Source organism: Enterobacter cloacae complex sp. HYC033_NIDB, from assembly GCF_056673335.1.
Window position 1 is genome coordinate 3,860,795 of record NZ_CP115123.1, and the last position, 19,030, is coordinate 3,879,824.

The window sequence follows — 19,030 nt, forward strand, 5'->3', positions numbered from 1 at the left end:
ACTTATCAAAGTTTTTCAGTTTCAACGCGTTCGCGTATCACCACTGCGGGGTTGCCACGGCAAATTTTATTTGCCGGAAGCGATTTAAAAACGCTGCTGCGGGCACCGACTACCGTGCCATCGCCAACAGAAACACCGGGTGCAACAAAGACGTCTGTTGCCAGCCAGCATTTTTCACCGATCACAACAGGCGAAGCGGTAATATCAAAATGCGGGCTCATAAAATCGTGGCTGCCGGTGCACAAATAACACTTCTGTGAAACCACCGAATTTGCGCCAATCGTAATCTCGCCAAGGGTATATAACACCGCGTCATCCCCAACCCAGGCGTAATCCCCAAGCGTTAATTTCCAGGGATAAGTAATTTTCACCGAAGGTCGAATGACTACGTTTTTTCCTATTTTTGCGCCAAACAGACGCAGCAAAAATGCGCGCCAGCGGTACAGTATTTGCGGCGACCAGGCAAATAACGTTGCCTGTACAGCCCACCACAGTTGAACTTTAATACCGCTCCCGCCCCGAAAACCTTTCGGCACGGAGAATCCATTTAATTCCTGCATTACGTTTCCTTATATCTCAGGCTTTGTTATATAAGGCTTTCGCTTTACCCGTCGTTTTCAGACGTAAGAAATAAGATAATTCCGCCCAGAACCCCGGCACGCGTAATATTTTACGCTGCACGTTTTTGGCATCCTGGCACAGTTCCAGATTATTCGAGGTTGACACACCACCCATTGAAAATTCAGATACCAGTCCTTTAATTCGACGGAACGGGTAGCCAGATTTGTACAGGCTGGCCGCCAGGGCATAATCTGATGACACTTTATAGCGCAAATCGTAAGGCTGTTTTTTCAGGCCGCTCATTGGGAAGAAAATAGCCTGATGGCTGGCCGGCAGGCTGTGGTAGATATACCAGCCTGGTTTCGCGCCGCGCAGCACTTTTTTCCCCTCGCCGAAATCAAGCAGCGCATCACCAATAAACATGGCATCTTCTTTCTGGCGCGCCAGCTGACGGGCAAACAGCGCCACATCTTCATGGAACACATCGCCGGAATTGAGGAAGATGGCGTAACGCCCCTGCGCCATGTTGATGCCTTTATTCATGGCATCGTAAATGCCTTTATCTTTCTCGCTGATGTAACGTAAGTTGAACTCACCGTTGAGTTTTTCCAGGAACTCCGCCGTGCCGTCGTTCGAGCCGCCATCGACCACGATCCACTCAAAGGTGAGGCTCGGATCGCGCGCCAGGTTGCGCAGCGAGCGCCAGGTTTTTACCACCCCTTCGTAGTTACGAAAGGCGACAGTAATGACGCTAAGAAACATAAATCACCTCATTTCGTCATACGCTCGTAATATTCAGCGCTTTGCGCAAAATAAACGGACATACAATTAAGAATGCATATTCCGGGCTAAATATTGACCCGGTAAAAAACAACGACACCGGTGTGAACAGATAAAGTTGCACGCGAAAGTTCTGGTTATCACCAAACGCGTTAATCATCATTTTGAAAACTTTAAACAGATACCACAGTGTCAACAGTACGGCGAACCAGGAAAAATAGATAATTAACAGATACAGACCATTGTCTATGGTTTTACCGACATCCGCACCGTTAAAGATTCCGAATGATGCAACATATTCGTAAAGTGAGCCGAATCTTACTACGCCATCAATATGGGTTAAGGAATAACCCACCATCACCAGTGGACCAATGATGCGATAATAGGACGACGAACCTTCCGTTCCCAAATCACCCAGACGTTCAGAAATGTACGGAAACGCAAATATTACGCCCACTAAAAATACCGTCAGAGAGATTATCGCCAGCGGCAGTTTTTTCTTAATCGCCTCTTTGTTCAGGTACTGGAACGCCCACTCCAGCAGGTAAAACAGAATAAACGTCATTACCCCGGAGAACGACCCTGACAGAACGATTCCTGCAAGAATCATAGCATCGGTCTTGGGGGTTTTGATACCGAACTGTTTGATGCTGAGCCAAATTGAGATTAATGCCAGAGCAAAAAACGCCGGTTCAAAATAGAGCGCGGTTGTACGCTTGCCACCAAACTTAATGAAGTTCAGTACATAGCTGTTGCTGTATATAAGATATTTCGAAATTATTTCCATCAGGCTGCTGCCGCCTGTGAGAATAATTTGCGCCATCTCCATTGCCGCAAGCACAACAATCAGCCCGACGACAATATAAAAGAACCTGAGGATTTTCCTATAATTGTGCGGAGAAATAGTTTTAAAGCGAATACTCCACACCATGCCAATAATGATAACGATATAAACAAACAGCATGGTGGAGGTGACATATTTGCTGGCGTCCAGCGACTGACCAAAGATGTAGTTAAACGCCGTCAGACCAAACCCGATGCCCAGCGCAATCATCAGCTTTTTGAGGTTAAGCTTGTCAACGTAAAGCAACAGCAGAACCGGCAGGAAGGTGACGATAGTGATCGGGAAGCTTTCGCCGAGCTGGGCAATCTTGACGTTGACCAGCAGGTAGATCAGCGGCAGCAGCAGATAACTACAGATTCTGATAGAACGAGACATACTCCTCCAGCATCTGTTGTCCACTGTACGCTTTGCGGCTACGGTTGCGGAACGATTCCAGGTCCGTGCCAAAAACAGCCTGCGCGATATCGGCCTTCGACAACTGCACCAGCGGCAGCACCTCATTTTCACTGAAGGTTTTACCGCCGGATTTCTCCAGCACTTCCCGCGCGGCGTCGCTGTGGGTGGCAATCACCGGTACGCCGATGGAGAGCGCTTCGCACAGGATCAGCGGGTAGTTGTCCACGCGGGAGCTGAACACCAGCGCGTCCATACCGTTCAGCGCGCTCATCAGTTTGCGCTTGTCGGTTTCAAACCCGTGGTTCACCACGTTAGCGCCATCAAACGGCGAGAATTTGCCAAAGGTATGCAGCTCAATTTTGTCGCCGAGCGCCATCATGTCGCGCACCAGCTGCTGGTTGGTTTTGCCGTCGTAGCGCAGGTCATGGGCGACGACCGCAATTTTCGGCCTACCGGGGGTAACGGCTACGGGCATCAGTTCGGCCAGGATCGCTTCCGTTGCCACATCAATACCGTTGTTGATGATCTGGCAGCGCCCTGCTCCGTACAGGCTATTAAAAGCGTCCGCCACGTGCTGGCTTGGGGAGATAAAGGTGCAGCCGAGCGAGAGCATATCGCGGAACAGCTGACGCTTACCCTCAACCAGCTGATGCGCGCGATCGACCTTCACCGGCGGGTAGTTGCTGAGCGTAGGGCATTTCTGGCAGTTATCTTTCCAGCCTTCGCAGCCGTCGGTAAAGGCGCAACGTCCGGTCACGCTCCAGTGGTCGTGCAGCGTCCAGACAAATCGGGTATCCGGCTTGTGCGCCTTCACCTTGCCACAAAACGCCACCACCTCCTCCAGATTCAGCCAGTAGCTGTGCAGCACGTGGAAGTGCAGCACAACCGGGCCGCGAGTGCGGGTGACGGTGCGGTAGAGATTATTCAGGTTGCCGAACAGGTCGCGGTTAAACAGGCGGAACAGCGCAATATTGGCGATGGAGGTCAGACGTGGCGTCTGCTTCAGCACCTGCGGATAGTTATCATGGCTGACGCTTTTCTTGCCGCCTTTACCGTAACCGTAAACAAAGCGCGACTGGAGTCCTTTTTGCAGCGCGCGCTGGTGCAGATCCAGCGCTACGCCTGCCGCCCCGCCCTCTGCGAGGCGTACGTTAAATTGCAGAATGTTCATTTAATCACCTTCACGCGGGCTTTCTCGCCCACCACCAGCGCGTTGTCCGGAATGCTGTCCAGCACCACGCTGCCTGCGCCAATTGTCACGTTATTGCCCACGGTAATGTCCCCGATCATCACCACGTTGGCGCCCAGCTCGACGTTATTGCCAATCACCGGGCAGGCCAGGCTGTCTGGCCCGCGGTTGCCGATTGTCACCCCGTGGCGAATGGTGAAATCATCACCCGCGACGACGAACTTGTTGATGACCACCGCATAGCCGTGATGAATGGTAAAGCGGCGGCCAATGGTGGCAGCGGCCTGAATTTCATAGCCAAAAAAGCATTCGGTGATGATGCGGTACAGCACCAGCACCGGCGCGGCCCAGATATTGTTCAGCACATTTTTTTTGCGCCACACCGAGCAAAAGTGCGCAATACGGTAGGCCAGAACCATGCAGCACGGGCGCAGGCTCCAGCTGTTAGCGCGGCAATCTTCCAGAAACATTATTTCCCCCGAAGCCCGTCAGCCAGACGCTTGCCGTTACGTACCGACAGCAGCGTCAGCAGCGTGCGCCAGTTCATGCGCTTATTACGGATCTGATACAGGGTGAAGAGCTGATACTTCCGGCTGGCACGGTCAAACTTGTCCTTGTGCTTGCGGTAAAAATGGAAGTAGCCCGAGAATTTCTTCGGCGACGAGGTGATTTGCATCTCCCCGTGATTGATGTGCAGGATCTGCGTGGCCTCTTCCACCTTCCACGGCTCGCCGTACTCCACCACCATCCGCAGGAAGATGTCGTAATCCTGCGCGGCCTTCAGCTCGGTATCGAACAGGCACTCCTTAAAGCGCCATGCCCAGGTAAACACCTGATTGCCGATAATGTTGCGCTTGTAGAACAGGCGGCGGGAATACGGTGATTTCGGATACAGCGGCAGGCTGGCCGGCTGCGAATAGACCTCGCCCTGGCAGACATAGTCATTGGCATACAGAAACGCGTGGGTCACCAGCTGCGCTTTGTGCGACAGGAAGATTGACAGACGGTTTGGCGTCCATTCGTCATCGTCGTCGATACCGGTCAGATACTGCCCTTTCGCCTGCATAATCGCCTGGTTGCGCACCGCACACGCCCCGGAGTTGATGGCGTTGTGGGTGTACACCACGCGCGGGTCGTTCAGGTCTTCAACAAACTTTTGCAGTTGTTCGTAAGAGGAGGAACAGTCATCCACGATAATCAGTTCCCAGTTATCGTAATCCTGACGCAGGACCGATTTAATCGCGCGGATCGCCAGCTGCTGACGATTCCATGTCGGCATATAGATAGAAATCAAAGGGCGTTGTGTGGTCATGGTCTTCCCCTTATCCCTCACCCCGACCCTCTCCCGGAGGGAGAGGGAGAAAAGCTGCACCATGCAGTCCTCTCTCCCCCCTGGGGAGAGGGTTAGGATGAGGGGGATTATTATTTACTGTCAGACTTGTATTCGTACTCGTAGTAGCCGTAATCCTGATACCCGGTCGCGCGGCGGAAGATGGAGTTCAGAATGACCCCCTTAACCTCAATACCGTTCTGCTCAAAGCGGCTCAGGCTGGTTTCCACTTCCTTCAGGGTGTTCACCGCATAGCGTGCAACCATCAGCGTGGTGCCCGCATGACGCCCTACCACGGCAGCGTCGGTGACCGCCAGAATTGGTGGGGTATCGATCAGCACCAGGTCATAATTTTTGCTCGCCCACTCAATCAGCTGCGTGAAGCGCTCGCTCATCAGCAGTTCAGACGGGTTCGGCGGCACCTGGCCACGCGGGATCAGGTCAAATTTCGGAATCGACGTCGGCTTGGCGCTCTCGCTGATTTCCCCTTTACCGAGCAGGATTTCCGACAGACCGTTAACGTTGTTGGTGCCCAGCAGCTCGTGGGTGTAGCCCTTACGCATATCGCAGTCGATCAACAGCACGCGCTTGTTGGTCTGGCTCACCACCGCCGCCAGGTTGGCGCAGACGAAGGTTTTACCGATTGACGGGCTGACACCGGTCATCATCAGGACGTTGTTTTTGGCCTGCATCATGGCGAAATGGAGGCTGGTACGCAGGCTGCGCACCGCTTCAATCGCCAGGTCGGTCGGGTTACCCACGGCCAGCAGCTGGCTCTGCTTGTAGCGCTTGACGCCCTTAACGGTTTTGACGCTGTCACGGGACTTCTGCCACTCGGAGAGCGGGATGCTGGCGTACACGCTGATCCCGTTCTCTTCCAGCACCTGCGGGCTTTCGATACCGCGGTTAAACAGCGAGCGCAGCAGCACGCCGACGATGGAAAGCATCAGGCCGAGAATAATGCTGCCGAGAATAATCAGCGCTTTCTTCGGCTTCAGCACGCCCGGCTGGGTAATCGCCGGGTCAACGATACGCACGTCGCCGACGGTGCTGGCTTCGGTGATTTTCAGCTCCTGCTGTTTGTTCAGCAGCTGCATGTAAACCTGCTGGCCGGATTCCACATCACGCGTCAGGCGTACAATTTCCTGCTGCGTCTTCGGCATCGCGGTCACGCGGTCATTCAGCTTCGCCTTCTCTTCTTCCAGGGTACGACGTTTCTCCAGCAGCGTGCGGTACGCCGGGTGACGTTTGGTATAGAGCTTGGAAATCTCCGCCTCTTTGAAGGTCAGCTCGTTCAGCTGCGCATCAATATTCACCATGGAGTCGAGAACCGATTTCGCCTCCAGCGGCAGATCGACGGAATCCTTGTCCTGACGGTACGCGTTCAGCTTGTTCTCAGCGTCATCCAGACGGGCGCGCACCTCCGGCAGCTGTTTACTGAGAAACGCCAGGCTTTTTGCAGCTTCCGCTGACTTACGCTCAACGTTCTGCTCCAGATAGTTGCGGGTGATGCTATTGAGGATGTCGCGAATTTGATCCTTGTCTTCACCGGTGAATGTCATGCTCAGGACGCCGGTGTCCTTGCCGTTTTCGGTGACGGTCAGGTTGTTTTGCAGGTTGTTGATCATCCCGAGCGTCGAGAATTTGGTGACCGTAAACTCCCCGCCCTCATGCGCCTGAATTGCGCTGACCTTGATGCTGACGCCCTCTTTGGTCAGCATCTGCCCCACCTCACCGCGTGCGCTGAAGCCCGCGTCGCTGGTCAGCTGATACTGTTTTGGTCCCAGCACGGTCAGGGTAAAGGTTTGGTCCCCTGCCCCTTTTGGGATCACGAAGTCAGTCACTTTTACCGTATCGTTACTGCGCCCCATCAGGCGATCCCAGCCTGCGCCAAACACCGGGAAGGTATTTTTGGTGACCGCGATATCAAGCCCCAGATCGTGAACCGTTTTGCCCAGTACCAGGCGCGACTGAATCAGCTGAATTTCGGCTTCCGATGCCGGCGGCTTGTTGGCCAGCGCCGAGCCGATATCCTGAACCAGCGAGTTTCCGGTATTTTGTTCGATCTGCACCAGCGCGTCGGCGCTGTAAATAGGCGTCGCGAACAGCGTATAAACGATCGCCGCCACGGCAAAGATGGCGGTAATACCCAGCACCCACCATTTCGCTTCAATAACGGTCCCGACCAGGCGACCGATATCGATTTCATCACTGCCCGACGTCGGGGCGGCAGAAGGTCTTGTTTTTTCTGTCATTGTTATCCCTGCTGAGCTTTCAGTGCCTGCGCCCACTGACGGGCAGACTGGTCTAGTAAGGTGTATACCGCCTCAAAGGCCTCGCGGCTCTTGCGATACGGATCGGGAATTTCGCGCTCACCATCCCAGTGACCAAACAGCATCACCTTGCCGCGCATCTCCGGTGCGATATCGCACAGCGCGTGAATGTGGCGTTTTTCCATCGCGAGGATCAGGTCATATTCCCGGCACATCCGGCCAGAGACCTGACGGGCAACGTGCCCGTCGAGTGAGAGGTTATGCTCAAGGGCAACGCTTGCGGCACGTTCGTCGGCACCTTTTCCGACCAGCGCGCCCAGCCCTGCGGAGTCGACCGTTAACGCAGGCTGGTAATTTTTCAACAGCCTTTCAGCCGTGGGGGAGCGGCAAATGTTCCCCACGCACACCACCAGAATTTTGTTAAACATCGCGGCTTACCAGTTATGAACGTCGCTCGCCGTATCCGTCATGTAGCGAACGCCACTGATGGTAGGCAGCAACTGGTTGATCAGACGGTTCCAGCGGGCAACCGGCGCGGTGGTGACATAGACCACATCGTACGGCTGGAGACGGAACGACGTTGCCATGACCAGCGACGTCGCGTCGGACATATCCAGCTGGTAGATGTTGGCAATCTTGCCCTTCGCGTTCTCGCCTTTGATAGGACGGATCACGAAGATACCGCTGGCGTTGGAGGCGGTCAGATCGATGCCTTCCGCATTGCCCAGCGCTTCGGTCAGGGTCATACCGCTGAAGTCCATCTTGAGGGTGCTCTGTTTCTTCACTTCACCCATCACGAACACTTTCAGATCGTCGTTGCGCGGCACGTACAGAATGTCGCCCGGATAAAGGAGGCGGTTCTGGGTCAGGTCGCCGTTTTGCATCAGCGCCTGAAGCGAAATGCGCTGCTCTTTGCCGTTGTGGGTCAGCACCACGTTGCGCCAGTCAGCGCCGTCGGTTAAGCCGCCTGCGGCATTGATCGCATCGAGAACGGTGAGCGGGACGTTGGTGATCGCCTGCTGGCCGGATTTATTGACCTGGCCAGAGATATAGGCTTTCTGGGATCGGAACGCGGCGATATTAACGTCCACCTGCGGGTCAGCAATGTACTGCGCCAGGCGGCCGGTAATATCACTACGGATCTCAGCAAGCGTTTTGCCCGCGACGTGCACTTTGCCAATGTAGGGATAGAACATGGTGCCATCGGACTGTACCCAGTTACCGGTGTCGCTTGAGCTGCGGTACTGGCCCGCAGGCGTGGTCAGTTCAGGGTGATCCCAGACGGTCACATTAATGACGTCACCCGGACCCACGCGATACTGGTAAGAGGCAATTTCCTGGTCCAGAGACATATTTGGCTGAGCAACATTTGGACGTGGGCGTAATTGTTCCACCAGACGTGGGGTTAATGGATACACATTCACCATTTTGTCGAGATCAAAATCAGCATCCTGCTGTTTAATCACATCCTTGCCCATTGTCGACATATTGCTGCCGGGAAAGACCGTGCAACCACTCATCAAGGTCACAGACACCAATAATGGCATCAATTTCATTTTGGATTTCATCATTGATTATTTATCACTTTGGCAGAGTAATTATCCTGTGCAATTAAAATAAGCGCGGGTCGTGGTGACAATCAGAATGCAGTTAATCATTTAGCAATATAACTGGCATCAGTCCTAAAAAAAGCTTATTCATCCATTGGCTATTGACAGAATAATTGAGGCTGATTCACACGCTTTCAGGCACGCTACCGCCCTTGGCTTTCAGTTACCAATCCACTGACTAAACAATGCGTTATGGTTAGACACCCTCTTGGATAAGGCCTTTTGCGAAATATATCAAACGCCTCACAGGGGCGATTGATAATGTATAACCTTCACCAAAGACCGAAACAAAAATAGCAACAAGGAGATTTAACATTTGATGCTGGAAGAATTGTTGCAGCTAACCTAATAGCAGGCAAGGAGACAACCGTCCTAATATTCGTTTTTAAGATTAATATTAAGAGCAAAGTTTTAAGGTTTTCGGATTTTCTTTATATTGACAAAATAGATCGCCGGACCATTTATTGCGATATTTCCTAAATATCGACTTGTGTAATTAAATCTTCGCAATTAACTTATTTACACCGCCCGGCAAATGGGGTTTACCAGAGTGTAGCATTAAGAGAAATCTCACCCCGGCATTGCAATTTCCGTCGGCTTTATCCATGATCGAAGTGTGACATTAGTCATATAACAGAAGGTATTGCATTTATTATGGAATGGATTGCCGATCCATCAATCTGGGCCGGGCTGGTGACGCTGGTCGTCATCGAATTAGTGCTCGGCATTGATAACCTGGTGTTTATCGCCATCCTTGCCGATAAATTACCCCCTTCACAACGCGACCGCGCCCGCGTGACGGGTCTTCTGCTCGCCATGGTGATGCGTCTGCTGTTACTGGCCTCAATCTCCTGGCTGGTGACGCTGACCAAACCCTTATTCAGCGTGCAGGGTCTGAGCTTTAGCGCCCGCGACCTGATCATGCTTTTCGGCGGATTGTTCCTGCTGTTCAAAGCCACGGTTGAGCTTAATGAGCGGCTGGAAGGAAAAGACAGTGAAAACCCCACCCAGCGACGCGGTGCAAAATTCTGGCCGGTGGTCGCGCAGATAGTGGTGCTGGATGCCGTCTTTTCTCTCGACTCCGTGATCACGGCCGTCGGGATGGTTGGCCATCTGGCGGTGATGATGGCCGCCGTGATCATCGCCATCACCCTGATGGTGCTCGCCAGCAAAGCCCTGACGCGCTTTGTGAACAGTCACCCGACTATCGTCATCCTCTGTCTGAGCTTCCTGCTGATGATTGGCTTTAGCCTGGTGGCGGATGGTTTTGGCTTCCATATCCCGAAAGGGTATCTGTACGCCGCCATTGGTTTCTCGGTGCTGATTGAGTTTCTCAACCAGCTAGCCATTTTCAACCGTCGCCGTTTTCTCTCCGCGAACCAGACATTACGACAGCGCACCGCAGATACGGTGATGCGCCTGCTGAGCGGCAAAAAAGAGGATGCCGAGCTGGATGCTGAATCCGCGGCGATGCTTGCCGACCACAGCGACGGGCAGATCTTCAACCCGCAGGAACGCCGGATGATAGAGCGCGTGCTTAACCTCAACCAGCGCTCGGTGAGCAGTATCATGACCTCCCGCCATGACATTGAGCATATTGACCTGACGGCGCCGGAAGAGCAGATCCGCGCCCTGCTGGATAAAAACCAGCACACCCGCGTGGTCGTGACCGGCGGTGAAGAGGAAGAAGAGCTGCTGGGCGTGGTACACGTGATTGACCTCCTGCAACAGCAGCTCCATGGCGAGCCGCTCAACCTGCGGGCGCTGGTGCGCCAGCCGCTGGTCTTCCCGGAAGCGCTGCCGCTGCTCTCCGCGCTGGAGCAGTTCCGCAACGCTCGTACCCACTTCGCGTTTGTCGTTGATGAGTTTGGTTCTGTGGAAGGGCTGGTAACGCTCAGCGACGTGATGGAAACCATCGCCGGTAATCTGCCTAATGAGGTGGATGAGATCGATGCGCGTCACGATATTCAGAAAAACGCCGACGGCAGCTGGACCGCCAACGGCCATATGCCGCTCGAAGATCTGGTGCAGTTCGTTCCGCTTCCGCTGGATGAGAAGCGCGAATACCACACCATCGCCGGTTTGCTGATGGAATATCTGCAACGTATTCCGCAGCCGGGCGAAGAGGTCCAGGTGGGGGATTACATGATCAAAACCTTGCAGGTAGAGAGCCATCGCGTGCAGAAGGTGCAGCTGATACCGCTGCGCGGTGAAGATGAGATGGATTTTGAGGTGTAAAAAAGCCGGGTGGCGCTTCGCTTACCCGGCCTACGGTGTCTGGCTGTTATAGGCCGGGTAAGACAAAGCCGCCACCCGGCACAACAGGCATCACAGCTTATCGAGCAGCTTTTTCACGTCCTTACCTGACTGAGACTCTTTATTGCGGTCCGCCCAGTCATTCAGCCGACGTTTCGCTTCATCCTGAAGGTGCTTCCGCAGGATCTGATCGACCTGCAAACTGTAATTCAACTCCTGCCATTTTCCGTACACGCGCAGCGGTATCGGCGTCTCTTTCAGGAACTCCACAAGCTGGCCTTCGCCTTCCCAGCCAGCCTTCACGCGGACGTTGAAGCGGGTGTCTGCCGTCTCTTTCACCAGATCCAGCGCGCCGGTTCCGGTCAGCGCCAGCAGTGACGAAGTCCCCTGCATGTCGTCCAGCGAGAGCTGACCGTTGTCGAGGGCAAGCTCGCTGGTAAAGCTGTCCAGACGGGTTGCGCTGTCGTAGTTTTCATTCGCTTTCACGCTGCTGCTGCGCTCTACCGCCTGCTGCACCAGCTGCTGGAAGTTCAGCCCTTCCATGCGCGAATCTTTCAGCTCAACGTGCGCCTGCCCCTGCCAGCTACGACGGAAAGCGTCCGCATCAATCTTCGTACCAGAGAAATCCCCTGCCAGCGACAGCTGCCCCGTGAGGGCAATCGGGTAATTAAAGGCTTTCAGGATGGTGCCAATCTCAACGTTTTCCAGACGCGGCTGGAACGCGGCGCTGGCAACGTCTTTGCGTACATCCAGCGAGCCCGGCAGGGAGAGGTTCCCTGCTCCCATTTTTCCGCTGAGCTCGGAGATGACCAGCAGGCCGTTGTGGTTGAACATCTGGCTGCTGACGTCAGTAAAATCAATCCCACGCCAGCGCACGCTGTTCGCTTTCAGCAGAATGTCGGCGGTAAATCCGCGCAGGCCGTTGTAGTCAGGCTGATCGAGATTTGAGGAGATCACCGGACGCGACTGCGTGACCTGGCTTTGCCCCACCTGTGTGGCTCCCTCATCGGTCGCGTTCACCGATTGGGGCGGAAGCAGGTTCTCGAGGTTCAGCTTGTCGAATTGCAGATCCAGCACCCACTTAGGTTTCTCATCAAGCGTGACGCTCGCCTGCCCCTTCAGGGCACTGTCGTTGGCCTGGAGGTTGAGCGCGTTCAGTTCGAGCTGTTTGCGCTCTTCATGCCACACCGCCTGCATCGTGCCCTGGCCGGCAATCCCCTTCGCGGGTAAATCCGCGCCGGTCAGCTGCCAGTTAAGCTGCTGAACGTCCGCCGTCAGCTGGTGCGGATAATCAGAGGCGTTCACGTTCGCGTTCATCGACAGGTTGAGATCGCGCTGATTGCGGTTGATCCGCCCGGAGAACTCCATGGTGGCGTGATGGTTGGCGTCCTGCTCCATCCTGAGGTTGATATTGCGTACGGTGATCTGTTCGTCATCTTCATGCTGGAAAACCAGCACGCTGTCGGCAACTTTCAGATTACCAATATCGAACGACCAGCCGGTGTCAGACGGGACGTCAGGCAAGGTGTTTTCACGCGGTGCGACCGGAGCATCCGCCTGACGAACGGCTTCGGTTTGCGGCGTAAGCTGAATCACCGCCCCTTTCAGCATCACCTGTTCTACCTGGAGCTGATGGGATAACAGCGGGATGAGCGCGACATCAAGACGCATGTTATCCGCCGTGACCAGCGGCTGCGCGGCACCCGGCGCGGTGAGGGACATACGTCCGGAGAGAATGCTGAGCTGAGGCCAGACGTGCCAGCGCAGCGGCCCGTCCAGCTTGAGTTCATACCCGCTGCGCGCTTCCACCTGCCGCACCATGTAGGCCCGGAAGTCATTCGGGTTAACCAGCAGCACCAACGCTGAAAGGCCAGCCACCAGCACCACCAGCAAAATCATCAGCGTTGTCAGAACTCTTCTCATGGCTTCCTCAGTGAACTCACAGATCAGTCTTTATCGATACGACTGGCAACCGCACCCTGCTGGTCGCGATATTTTGCGTCCTGACGGCGGTTATAAGGACGGTCTGCCGGGCCGGTTAGCGGTTCAAAGCTCAACGCACCAATCATCATTCCCGGGCGAAGCGCCAGCGGCAGTTTACCGGCGTTAAAGAACTCCAGCACGATACGGCCAGACCAGCCCGGATCGATACGGTGCGCGGTGACGTGCACCATCAGGCCCAGACGCGCCAGGGAAGAGCGTCCGTCAAGCCAGCCGACCAGGTCCGCAGGCAGCGTGACCGATTCAAAGGTCACCGCCAGCGCCAGTTCGCCAGGATGGAGATAAAACGCCTCTCCTTCTTCGATGACGATTTCGTCGCTCATGACGCGATCCAGCGCCGCACTGACTTCGTCTTTCGGCCCGCTGAGGTCGATAAACGGTGCCGTGTGGCCGCTGAAGGTGCGGAATTTATTCCCCAGACGCACATCGACGGTCACGCCGTTAATACGCTCAACCGGCGGACGCGGGGTGATAGACAGGCGGCCTTCATCCAGCCAGGCTTCTATATCGCGGTCACAAAGACGCATGGCACTTTCTCCTTTCGTGCATCGCGCCCTGAAGCCTTACGGCGTCAGGGCAAAACCAGGTTATCTCTGAACGGTACACAATTCACACGCCTTATTCAAAAAACTGACTGATTTTCGCTTTTAAGATATCAATGGCAATACGGTTTTTACCGCCGCGAGGCACGATAATATCGGCGTATTGTTTCGAAGGTTCAATAAATTGCAGGAACATCGGGCGAACGGTTTTCTGATATTGCGCCATCACGGAGTCCATGGAGCGGCCGCGTTCGTTAACGTCGCGTTTAATACGCCGCATCAGGCAGATATCCAGCGGAGTGTCGACGAAAATCGAGAAGTTCATAGATTCGCGCAGACGGGCGTCGGTGAGCAGCAAAATCCCTTCAAGGATAATCACCTTCTTGGGCTCGATACGGATCGTTTCCTGGGTGCGGGTATGTTCCACGTAGCTGTAGACGGGCAGCTCAATCGCCTCGCCGCGCTTCAGCGCTTCCAGATGCTGGAACAGCAGGCTGTGATCCATCGCACTGGGGTGGTCGTAGTTGGTTTTTACGCGCTCTTCCATCGAAAGATGGGATTGATCTTTGTAATAGCTATCTTCGGGAATCACACCGATATGCTCATCACCCACTTGTTCACGCAGTTCGCGATAAAGCGTACTGGCAATAAGACTTTTACCTGAAGCCGATGCGCCGGCGATGCCTATGATGACGCACTGATGAGACTTATCAGTCATAAATTTAGCGACCTGATTAACCTGGATGTAAGGAAGGACGACGCCGGAGCGTCAAACGCGGCAATTATAGGGATTTCGGGGGCGTGATACCAGTCGAATGCGCAGGTTATGCGAGGCGGGCTGAAAAGCGCCGTTTCACGCCTTTAGCGAAATTTTTACGCGCGGTTTTTCGCCATTTCATCACCCTTCTTCGCAGAGTAACTATTTTATAAGTCTATGAAGTCAAAATCTGACCACTCAGCATATGAATTGTAAAATGTTTGTACTAGCATAAACCAAATTATTAATTTCACGCGTCCGGACCTGGCTCCTGACAACATGGCGTCCCTGGATAGAGCGGTAATGAATAAACAATACCAGCGGGTTTTGGTTACTACCCCACATCCTTTACTGCGGCTTGTCTGTCTGGGTCTGGTCACGTTCATCTTCACCTTATTTTCCCTCGAGCTGACTCGCTTCGGTACGCTGTTGGCGCCATTATGGTTCCCGACTTCAATTATGATGGTGGCGTTTTACCGCCACGCGGGAAAAATGTGGCCCGGCATTGCGCTCGCCTGCTCCTTTGGCAATATCTTTGCCTCGTGGATGCTCTTCTCATGGGCATCGCTCAACATCACCTACACGGCGATCAATATCATTGAGGCCACGGTTGGCGCGCTGTTACTGCGTAAACTGCTCCCCTGGTATAATCCGCTGCAAAACCTCAACGACTGGGTCCGGCTTGCCCTCGGCAGTGCCCTGGTGCCGCCGCTGGTGGGGGGCGTTCTGGTTCATTTTCTGGTGCCGAGCGCGGAGCCGCTGCGTAATTTCCTTGTCTGGGTACTTTCAGAAGCCATTGGCGCACTGGCGCTGGTGCCGTTAGGTCTGCTGTTTAAGCCGCATTACCTGCTGCGCCACCGCAACCCGAAACTGCTGCTGGAAACGCTGGTGACCCTGGTCGTCACGCTGGTTCTTAGCTGGACGGCAATCACCTGGCTGCCGTGGCCATTCACCTGCATTATCGTTCTACTGATGTGGAGCGCGGTCCGTCTGCCGCGTATGGAAGCGTTCCTGATATTTTTATTCACCATCATGATGGTGTCCCTGATGATGGCGCGAAATCCGCTCTCCATGACGCCCTCCACCATGATCGTCACCTTCAACGCGCCGTGGCTCCCCTTCCTGATGATGCTGCTCCCCGCCAACATTATGACGATGGTGATGTATGCCTTCCGGGCCGAGCGTAAACATATTACGGAAAGCGAAGAACGTTTTCGCAATGCGATGGAGTATTCCGCGATTGGTATGGCGCTGGTGGGCATTGAGGGCCAGTGGCTCCAGGCCAACAAGGCTCTGTGCAATTTCCTCGGTTACAGCCAGTCTGAGCTTCAGTCGCTCACGTTCCAGCAGTTAACCTGGCCGGAAGATTTAAATACCGACCTGGAGCAGTTGCAACAGCTGATTCACGGCGAGATCAACACCTACACCCTCGAAAAACGCTACTACACCCGCAGCGGCGAGGTGGTGTGGGCGCTGCTGGCCGTCTCCGTTGTGCGCCATGCCGACGGCACGCCGCTCTACTTTATTGCCCAGATTGAAGACATCAACGATCTGAAACAGACCGAGTGGGTGAATAAGCGTCTGATGGAGCGTATCACTCTCGCTAACGAAGCCGGTGGCATCGGGATTTGGGAGTGGGATCTGGAGCCGGACGTGATCAGCTGGGATAAACGGATGTTTGAGCTTTACGAAATCCCCCCGCACATTAAACCCACCTGGCAGCTCTGGCATGCGGCCATGGTGCCTGAAGATCGTACGCACGCCGAACAGGTCCTGCGTGAGTCACTCCAGGCCAGGGTACCTTTCAAGCTGGAATTTCGCATTCGCGTCAAGGATGGCATTCGCCACATTCGTTCGCTGGCGAACCGGGTGCTGAACAAACAGGGCGAAGTGGAGCGGCTGTTAGGGATCAACATGGATATGACTGAGGTGAAGCTGCTGAACGAGGCGCTGTTCCAGGAAAAAGAGCGCCTGCATATCACCCTCGACTCCATCGGCGAAGCGGTGCTGTGTACCGACATCGACATGAACATCACCTTTATGAACCCGGTCGCCGAGAAGATGAGCGGCTGGTCGCAAAGCGAAGCGCTGGGTCAGCCCATTCTGAAGGTGCTGCACATTAGCTTCGGCGAGAACGGTCCGTTAATGGAAAACATCCACAGCGGCGATATGTCCCGTACCGATATCGAACAGGATGTGGTGCTTAACTGCCGCAATGGCGGCAGTTTCGACATTCATTACAGCATAACCCCCCTCAGCACTCTGGAAGGACACACCATCGGCTCGGTGCTGGTGATTCAGGACGTCACCGAGTCGCGCAAAATGCTGCGCCAGCTGAGCTACAGCGCTTCCCATGACGCCCTTACCCACCTGGCGAACCGCGTCAGCTTTGAAAACCATCTTAAGCGCCTGTTGCAGACGGTACAGGAGACCCATCAGCGTCACGCGCTGGTCTTTATCGATCTTGACCGTTTTAAGGCGGTGAACGATACGGCAGGCCACGCGGCGGGCGACGCTCTCCTGCGCGAACTCTCTTCGCTGATGCTGACCATGCTGCGCTCCAGCGACGTGCTGGCGCGTCTGGGCGGCGACGAGTTTGGCCTGCTGCTGCCGGACTGCAACGTCGAAAGCGCACGCTATATTGCGGGCCGGTTGATCGACGCCATCAACAACTATCATTTCTCCTGGGAAGGACGCCTGCACCGCATTGGCGCCAGCGCGGGGATTACGCTGATTGACGACACCAATTATCAGGCTGCGGAAGTGATGTCTCAGGCCGATATTGCCTGCTACGCCTCGAAAAACAGCGGGCGCGGCGTGGTCACCGTCTACGAACCCCAGCAGGAGCGGATCCACAGCACGCGCAGCATGATGTCGCTGGATGAGCAGTGGCACATGATTAAAGATAACCATCTGCTGATGATCGCCCGCAGCGTCGCCTCGCCGCGCATTCCCGAGAGCAGCAGCTTTTGGCTGATTTCCTTGCGGCTTTGGACCAGCCAGGGGGAAGTGCTGGAAGAGCATGCCTTCCGCGCCGGGCTGGCGGAGCCGGAGCTGCTGCACGCCCTGGACCGACGTATATTCAGCGAATTTTTCCGTACCTATGCCGCACAGGTGGCGGCCAAAGGAATGGGCGTCGCGCTGCCGCTCTCAGAAGCGGGTTTAGCCAGCGTCACGCTGGTGGATGAGCTGCTCGACCTGATCACCAGAGGTCCGCTGCCGGCGCGGCTGCTGCATCTGGCGATCGCCGTTGATGTGCTGAGCAATACGGATGAAAACGTGCAGCAGGGCCTACAAAAGCTTCGTCAGGCTGGCTGTCGCGTGGTGCTGACCCGGGTCGGACGCGATATGAACGTCTTCAGCCAGCTCAGCGCCAATACCGCTGATTATCTGCTGCTGGATGCAGACGTGGTGACCAACGTCCACGGCAATCTGATGGATGAGATGATGGTGACAATCATTCAGGGCCACGCCCAGCGTCTGGGCATAAAAACCATTGCCGGGCCATGCCATCAGTCGATCATGATGGATACGCTATCGGGTATCGGCGTTGACTTCATTTACGGCGACACCATCGGGGAAGCGCAGCCGCTCGATCTACTGCTGAATACCAGCTATTTCGCCATCAACTGACGGCGACCAGCCGTCGGTGTACCAGATATGTAACAGCGCATACGAGCGCCACGGCTGCCAGCGCTCGGCATAGCGACGGATCTGCGCGGGCGTCATACCGGCAAAGCGCTGTTTAATCAGATAGTCATCCGGCAGGAAAACATCCTTCGCCTGCCAGCCGCGCAGGGCCAGATAATTCGCGGTCCAGCGCCCGATGCCGGGGCGCTGCTGTAGCGCCTTCATCCCGGCCTCAACGTTCGCAGGCGGGAATAGCGGGAATTCACCGTCCACCACCGACTGCGCCAGATGAATCAACGACTCCGCACGCCTGAGCGGCATCCCGAGGGCTTTCAACGCCAGCGGATCTGCCGCGGCCAGCACCTCTGGCGGAGGAAAGCAGAGATAGCCCGGCGCATCCTCAATGGGTTCACCGCACAGCGCCACCACCCGTGACGCCAGTTTTGCCGCCATCGCCACGCTCACCAGTTGCCCGAGAATGGCGCGCACGCCCTGCTCGTATGCATCCATCGCGCCCGGCAAACGTAAGCCCGGCCGCGCCGCGCCGAGATCGCCGAGAGTCTGCGCAATGTGCAGCGGGTCGCAATCGAGGTCAAACAGACGGGAGATGCGGTCGAGGCAGATATCCGCCACCGGGATCAGGCCAGGGCTGAGCGACACCGCCAGCGTAGGGGTTGCGCTGTCTGGCGTAACCCGGAAAACGCCCTGGTGCCCGGCATAGCCAAAACTGCGCTCGTAGTAATCCTCCGTAACGGTCTCAACCCCCGTGACCGCACGCGCGGCAAGAAAGCCAAACATCCACGACCAGTCGTAGGGCGGTTGCCAGTTCAGGGTGTACATCGTCTCTCCTTTTGTATTTAC

At 55.2% G+C, this 19,030-nt stretch carries 15 protein-coding genes; 2 read left to right on the forward strand and 13 right to left on the reverse strand.

Features of this window, described 5'->3' with window-relative positions; genetic code table 11:
- Nucleotides 1-5 precede the first annotated feature (5 nt).
- The 9 genes from wcaF to O1721_RS18630 form a co-directional block, all read right to left on the reverse strand.
- Nucleotides 6-560, reverse strand: a complete 555-nt coding sequence (gene wcaF / locus O1721_RS18590) for a colanic acid biosynthesis acetyltransferase WcaF (RefSeq protein WP_015572376.1) — start codon at nt 558-560, stop codon at nt 6-8.
- Nucleotides 561-576: 16 nt separating this feature from the next.
- Entirely contained in the window at nt 577-1,323 is a 747-nt protein-coding gene (wcaE, locus tag O1721_RS18595; RefSeq protein WP_003863510.1) for a colanic acid biosynthesis glycosyltransferase WcaE, read from the reverse strand.
- 16 nt (nt 1,324-1,339) lie between these two features.
- Complete coding sequence (wcaD, locus tag O1721_RS18600) at nt 1,340-2,560, reverse strand: colanic acid polymerase WcaD (protein ID WP_003863508.1); 1,221 nt, start codon at nt 2,558-2,560, stop codon at nt 1,340-1,342.
- The gene (gene wcaC, locus O1721_RS18605; RefSeq protein ID WP_032103508.1) at nt 2,535-3,752 is read right to left on the reverse strand and encodes a colanic acid biosynthesis glycosyltransferase WcaC; all 1,218 of its coding nucleotides are present in this window, start codon (nt 3,750-3,752) and stop codon (nt 2,535-2,537) included. The genes wcaD and wcaC overlap by 26 nt, the downstream gene beginning before the upstream one ends.
- Nucleotides 3,749-4,240, reverse strand: coding sequence for a colanic acid biosynthesis acetyltransferase WcaB (wcaB, locus tag O1721_RS18610; protein ID WP_003863505.1), 492 nt, complete (start codon nt 4,238-4,240; stop codon nt 3,749-3,751). The genes wcaC and wcaB overlap by 4 nt, the downstream gene beginning before the upstream one ends.
- Nucleotides 4,240-5,082, reverse strand: coding sequence for a colanic acid biosynthesis glycosyltransferase WcaA (gene wcaA, locus O1721_RS18615; protein WP_017383272.1), 843 nt, complete (start codon nt 5,080-5,082; stop codon nt 4,240-4,242). The genes wcaB and wcaA overlap by 1 nt, the downstream gene beginning before the upstream one ends.
- A 110-nt stretch (nt 5,083-5,192) precedes the next feature.
- Complete coding sequence (wzc, locus tag O1721_RS18620; RefSeq protein WP_015572374.1) at nt 5,193-7,355, reverse strand: tyrosine-protein kinase Wzc; 2,163 nt, start codon at nt 7,353-7,355, stop codon at nt 5,193-5,195.
- A gap of 2 nt (nt 7,356-7,357) precedes the next feature.
- On the reverse strand, nt 7,358-7,801 hold the full coding sequence (gene wzb / locus O1721_RS18625) for a low molecular weight protein-tyrosine-phosphatase Wzb (RefSeq protein ID WP_003862078.1): 444 nt from the start codon (nt 7,799-7,801) through the stop codon (nt 7,358-7,360).
- A gap of 6 nt (nt 7,802-7,807) precedes the next feature.
- The gene (locus tag O1721_RS18630; protein ID WP_003862079.1) at nt 7,808-8,944 is read right to left on the reverse strand and encodes a polysaccharide export protein; all 1,137 of its coding nucleotides are present in this window, start codon (nt 8,942-8,944) and stop codon (nt 7,808-7,810) included.
- Nucleotides 8,945-9,637: 693 nt separating this feature from the next.
- On the opposite strand from O1721_RS18630, the gene O1721_RS18635 reads away from it, so the two are divergent.
- Nucleotides 9,638-11,221 (forward strand): TerC family protein, encoded by a 1,584-nt coding sequence (locus tag O1721_RS18635; RefSeq protein WP_032648873.1) that lies wholly within the window; start codon nt 9,638-9,640, stop codon nt 11,219-11,221.
- Between the two features lie 90 nt (nt 11,222-11,311).
- Here O1721_RS18635 and asmA read toward each other — a convergent pair whose 3' ends face one another.
- The 3 genes from asmA to udk form a co-directional block, all read right to left on the reverse strand.
- A complete protein-coding gene (gene asmA / locus O1721_RS18640) occupies nt 11,312-13,162 on the reverse strand; it encodes an outer membrane assembly protein AsmA (RefSeq protein ID WP_032103510.1) in 1,851 nt (616 codons plus the stop codon).
- Nucleotides 13,163-13,185: 23 nt separating this feature from the next.
- Nucleotides 13,186-13,767: a dCTP deaminase gene (dcd, locus tag O1721_RS18645; RefSeq protein ID WP_006811250.1), complete on the reverse strand. Its 582-nt coding sequence runs from the start codon at nt 13,765-13,767 to the stop codon at nt 13,186-13,188.
- Nucleotides 13,768-13,858: 91 nt separating this feature from the next.
- Nucleotides 13,859-14,500 (reverse strand): uridine kinase, encoded by a 642-nt coding sequence (udk, locus tag O1721_RS18650; protein ID WP_000130320.1) that lies wholly within the window; start codon nt 14,498-14,500, stop codon nt 13,859-13,861.
- 342 nt (nt 14,501-14,842) lie between these two features.
- Between udk and O1721_RS18655 the strand changes: the two genes are divergently transcribed.
- Nucleotides 14,843-18,172, forward strand: coding sequence for a diguanylate cyclase (locus tag O1721_RS18655; protein WP_032103511.1), 3,330 nt, complete (start codon nt 14,843-14,845; stop codon nt 18,170-18,172).
- Here the strand turns inward: O1721_RS18655 and alkA are convergent.
- Nucleotides 18,137-19,009 (reverse strand): DNA-3-methyladenine glycosylase 2, encoded by an 873-nt coding sequence (gene alkA / locus O1721_RS18660; RefSeq protein WP_032103513.1) that lies wholly within the window; start codon nt 19,007-19,009, stop codon nt 18,137-18,139. The two genes, O1721_RS18655 and alkA, sit on opposite strands and share 36 nt — an antisense overlap.
- Nucleotides 19,010-19,030 lie beyond the last annotated feature (21 nt).

Coding starts and splice junctions, on each gene's coding strand:
- wcaC (WP_032103508.1), bottom strand. CDS start 3,752: ATGAACATTCTGCAATTTAACGTACGCCTCGCAGAGGGCGGGGCGGCA.
- wcaA (WP_017383272.1), bottom strand. CDS start 5,082: ATGACCACACAACGCCCTTTGATTTCTATCTATATGCCGACATGGAAT.
- wcaE (WP_003863510.1), bottom strand. CDS start 1,323: ATGTTTCTTAGCGTCATTACTGTCGCCTTTCGTAACTACGAAGGGGTG.
- wcaB (WP_003863505.1), bottom strand. CDS start 4,240: ATGTTTCTGGAAGATTGCCGCGCTAACAGCTGGAGCCTGCGCCCGTGC.
- udk (WP_000130320.1), bottom strand. CDS start 14,500: ATGACTGATAAGTCTCATCAGTGCGTCATCATAGGCATCGCCGGCGCA.
- asmA (WP_032103510.1), bottom strand. CDS start 13,162: ATGAGAAGAGTTCTGACAACGCTGATGATTTTGCTGGTGGTGCTGGTG.
- wzc (WP_015572374.1), bottom strand. CDS start 7,355: ATGACAGAAAAAACAAGACCTTCTGCCGCCCCGACGTCGGGCAGTGAT.
- alkA (WP_032103513.1), bottom strand. CDS start 19,009: ATGTACACCCTGAACTGGCAACCGCCCTACGACTGGTCGTGGATGTTT.
- wzb (WP_003862078.1), bottom strand. CDS start 7,801: ATGTTTAACAAAATTCTGGTGGTGTGCGTGGGGAACATTTGCCGCTCC.
- wcaF (WP_015572376.1), bottom strand. CDS start 560: ATGCAGGAATTAAATGGATTCTCCGTGCCGAAAGGTTTTCGGGGCGGG.
- O1721_RS18655 (WP_032103511.1), top strand. CDS start 14,843: ATGAATAAACAATACCAGCGGGTTTTGGTTACTACCCCACATCCTTTA.
- dcd (WP_006811250.1), bottom strand. CDS start 13,767: ATGCGTCTTTGTGACCGCGATATAGAAGCCTGGCTGGATGAAGGCCGC.
- wcaD (WP_003863508.1), bottom strand. CDS start 2,560: ATGTCTCGTTCTATCAGAATCTGTAGTTATCTGCTGCTGCCGCTGATC.
- O1721_RS18630 (WP_003862079.1), bottom strand. CDS start 8,944: ATGATGAAATCCAAAATGAAATTGATGCCATTATTGGTGTCTGTGACC.
- O1721_RS18635 (WP_032648873.1), top strand. CDS start 9,638: ATGGAATGGATTGCCGATCCATCAATCTGGGCCGGGCTGGTGACGCTG.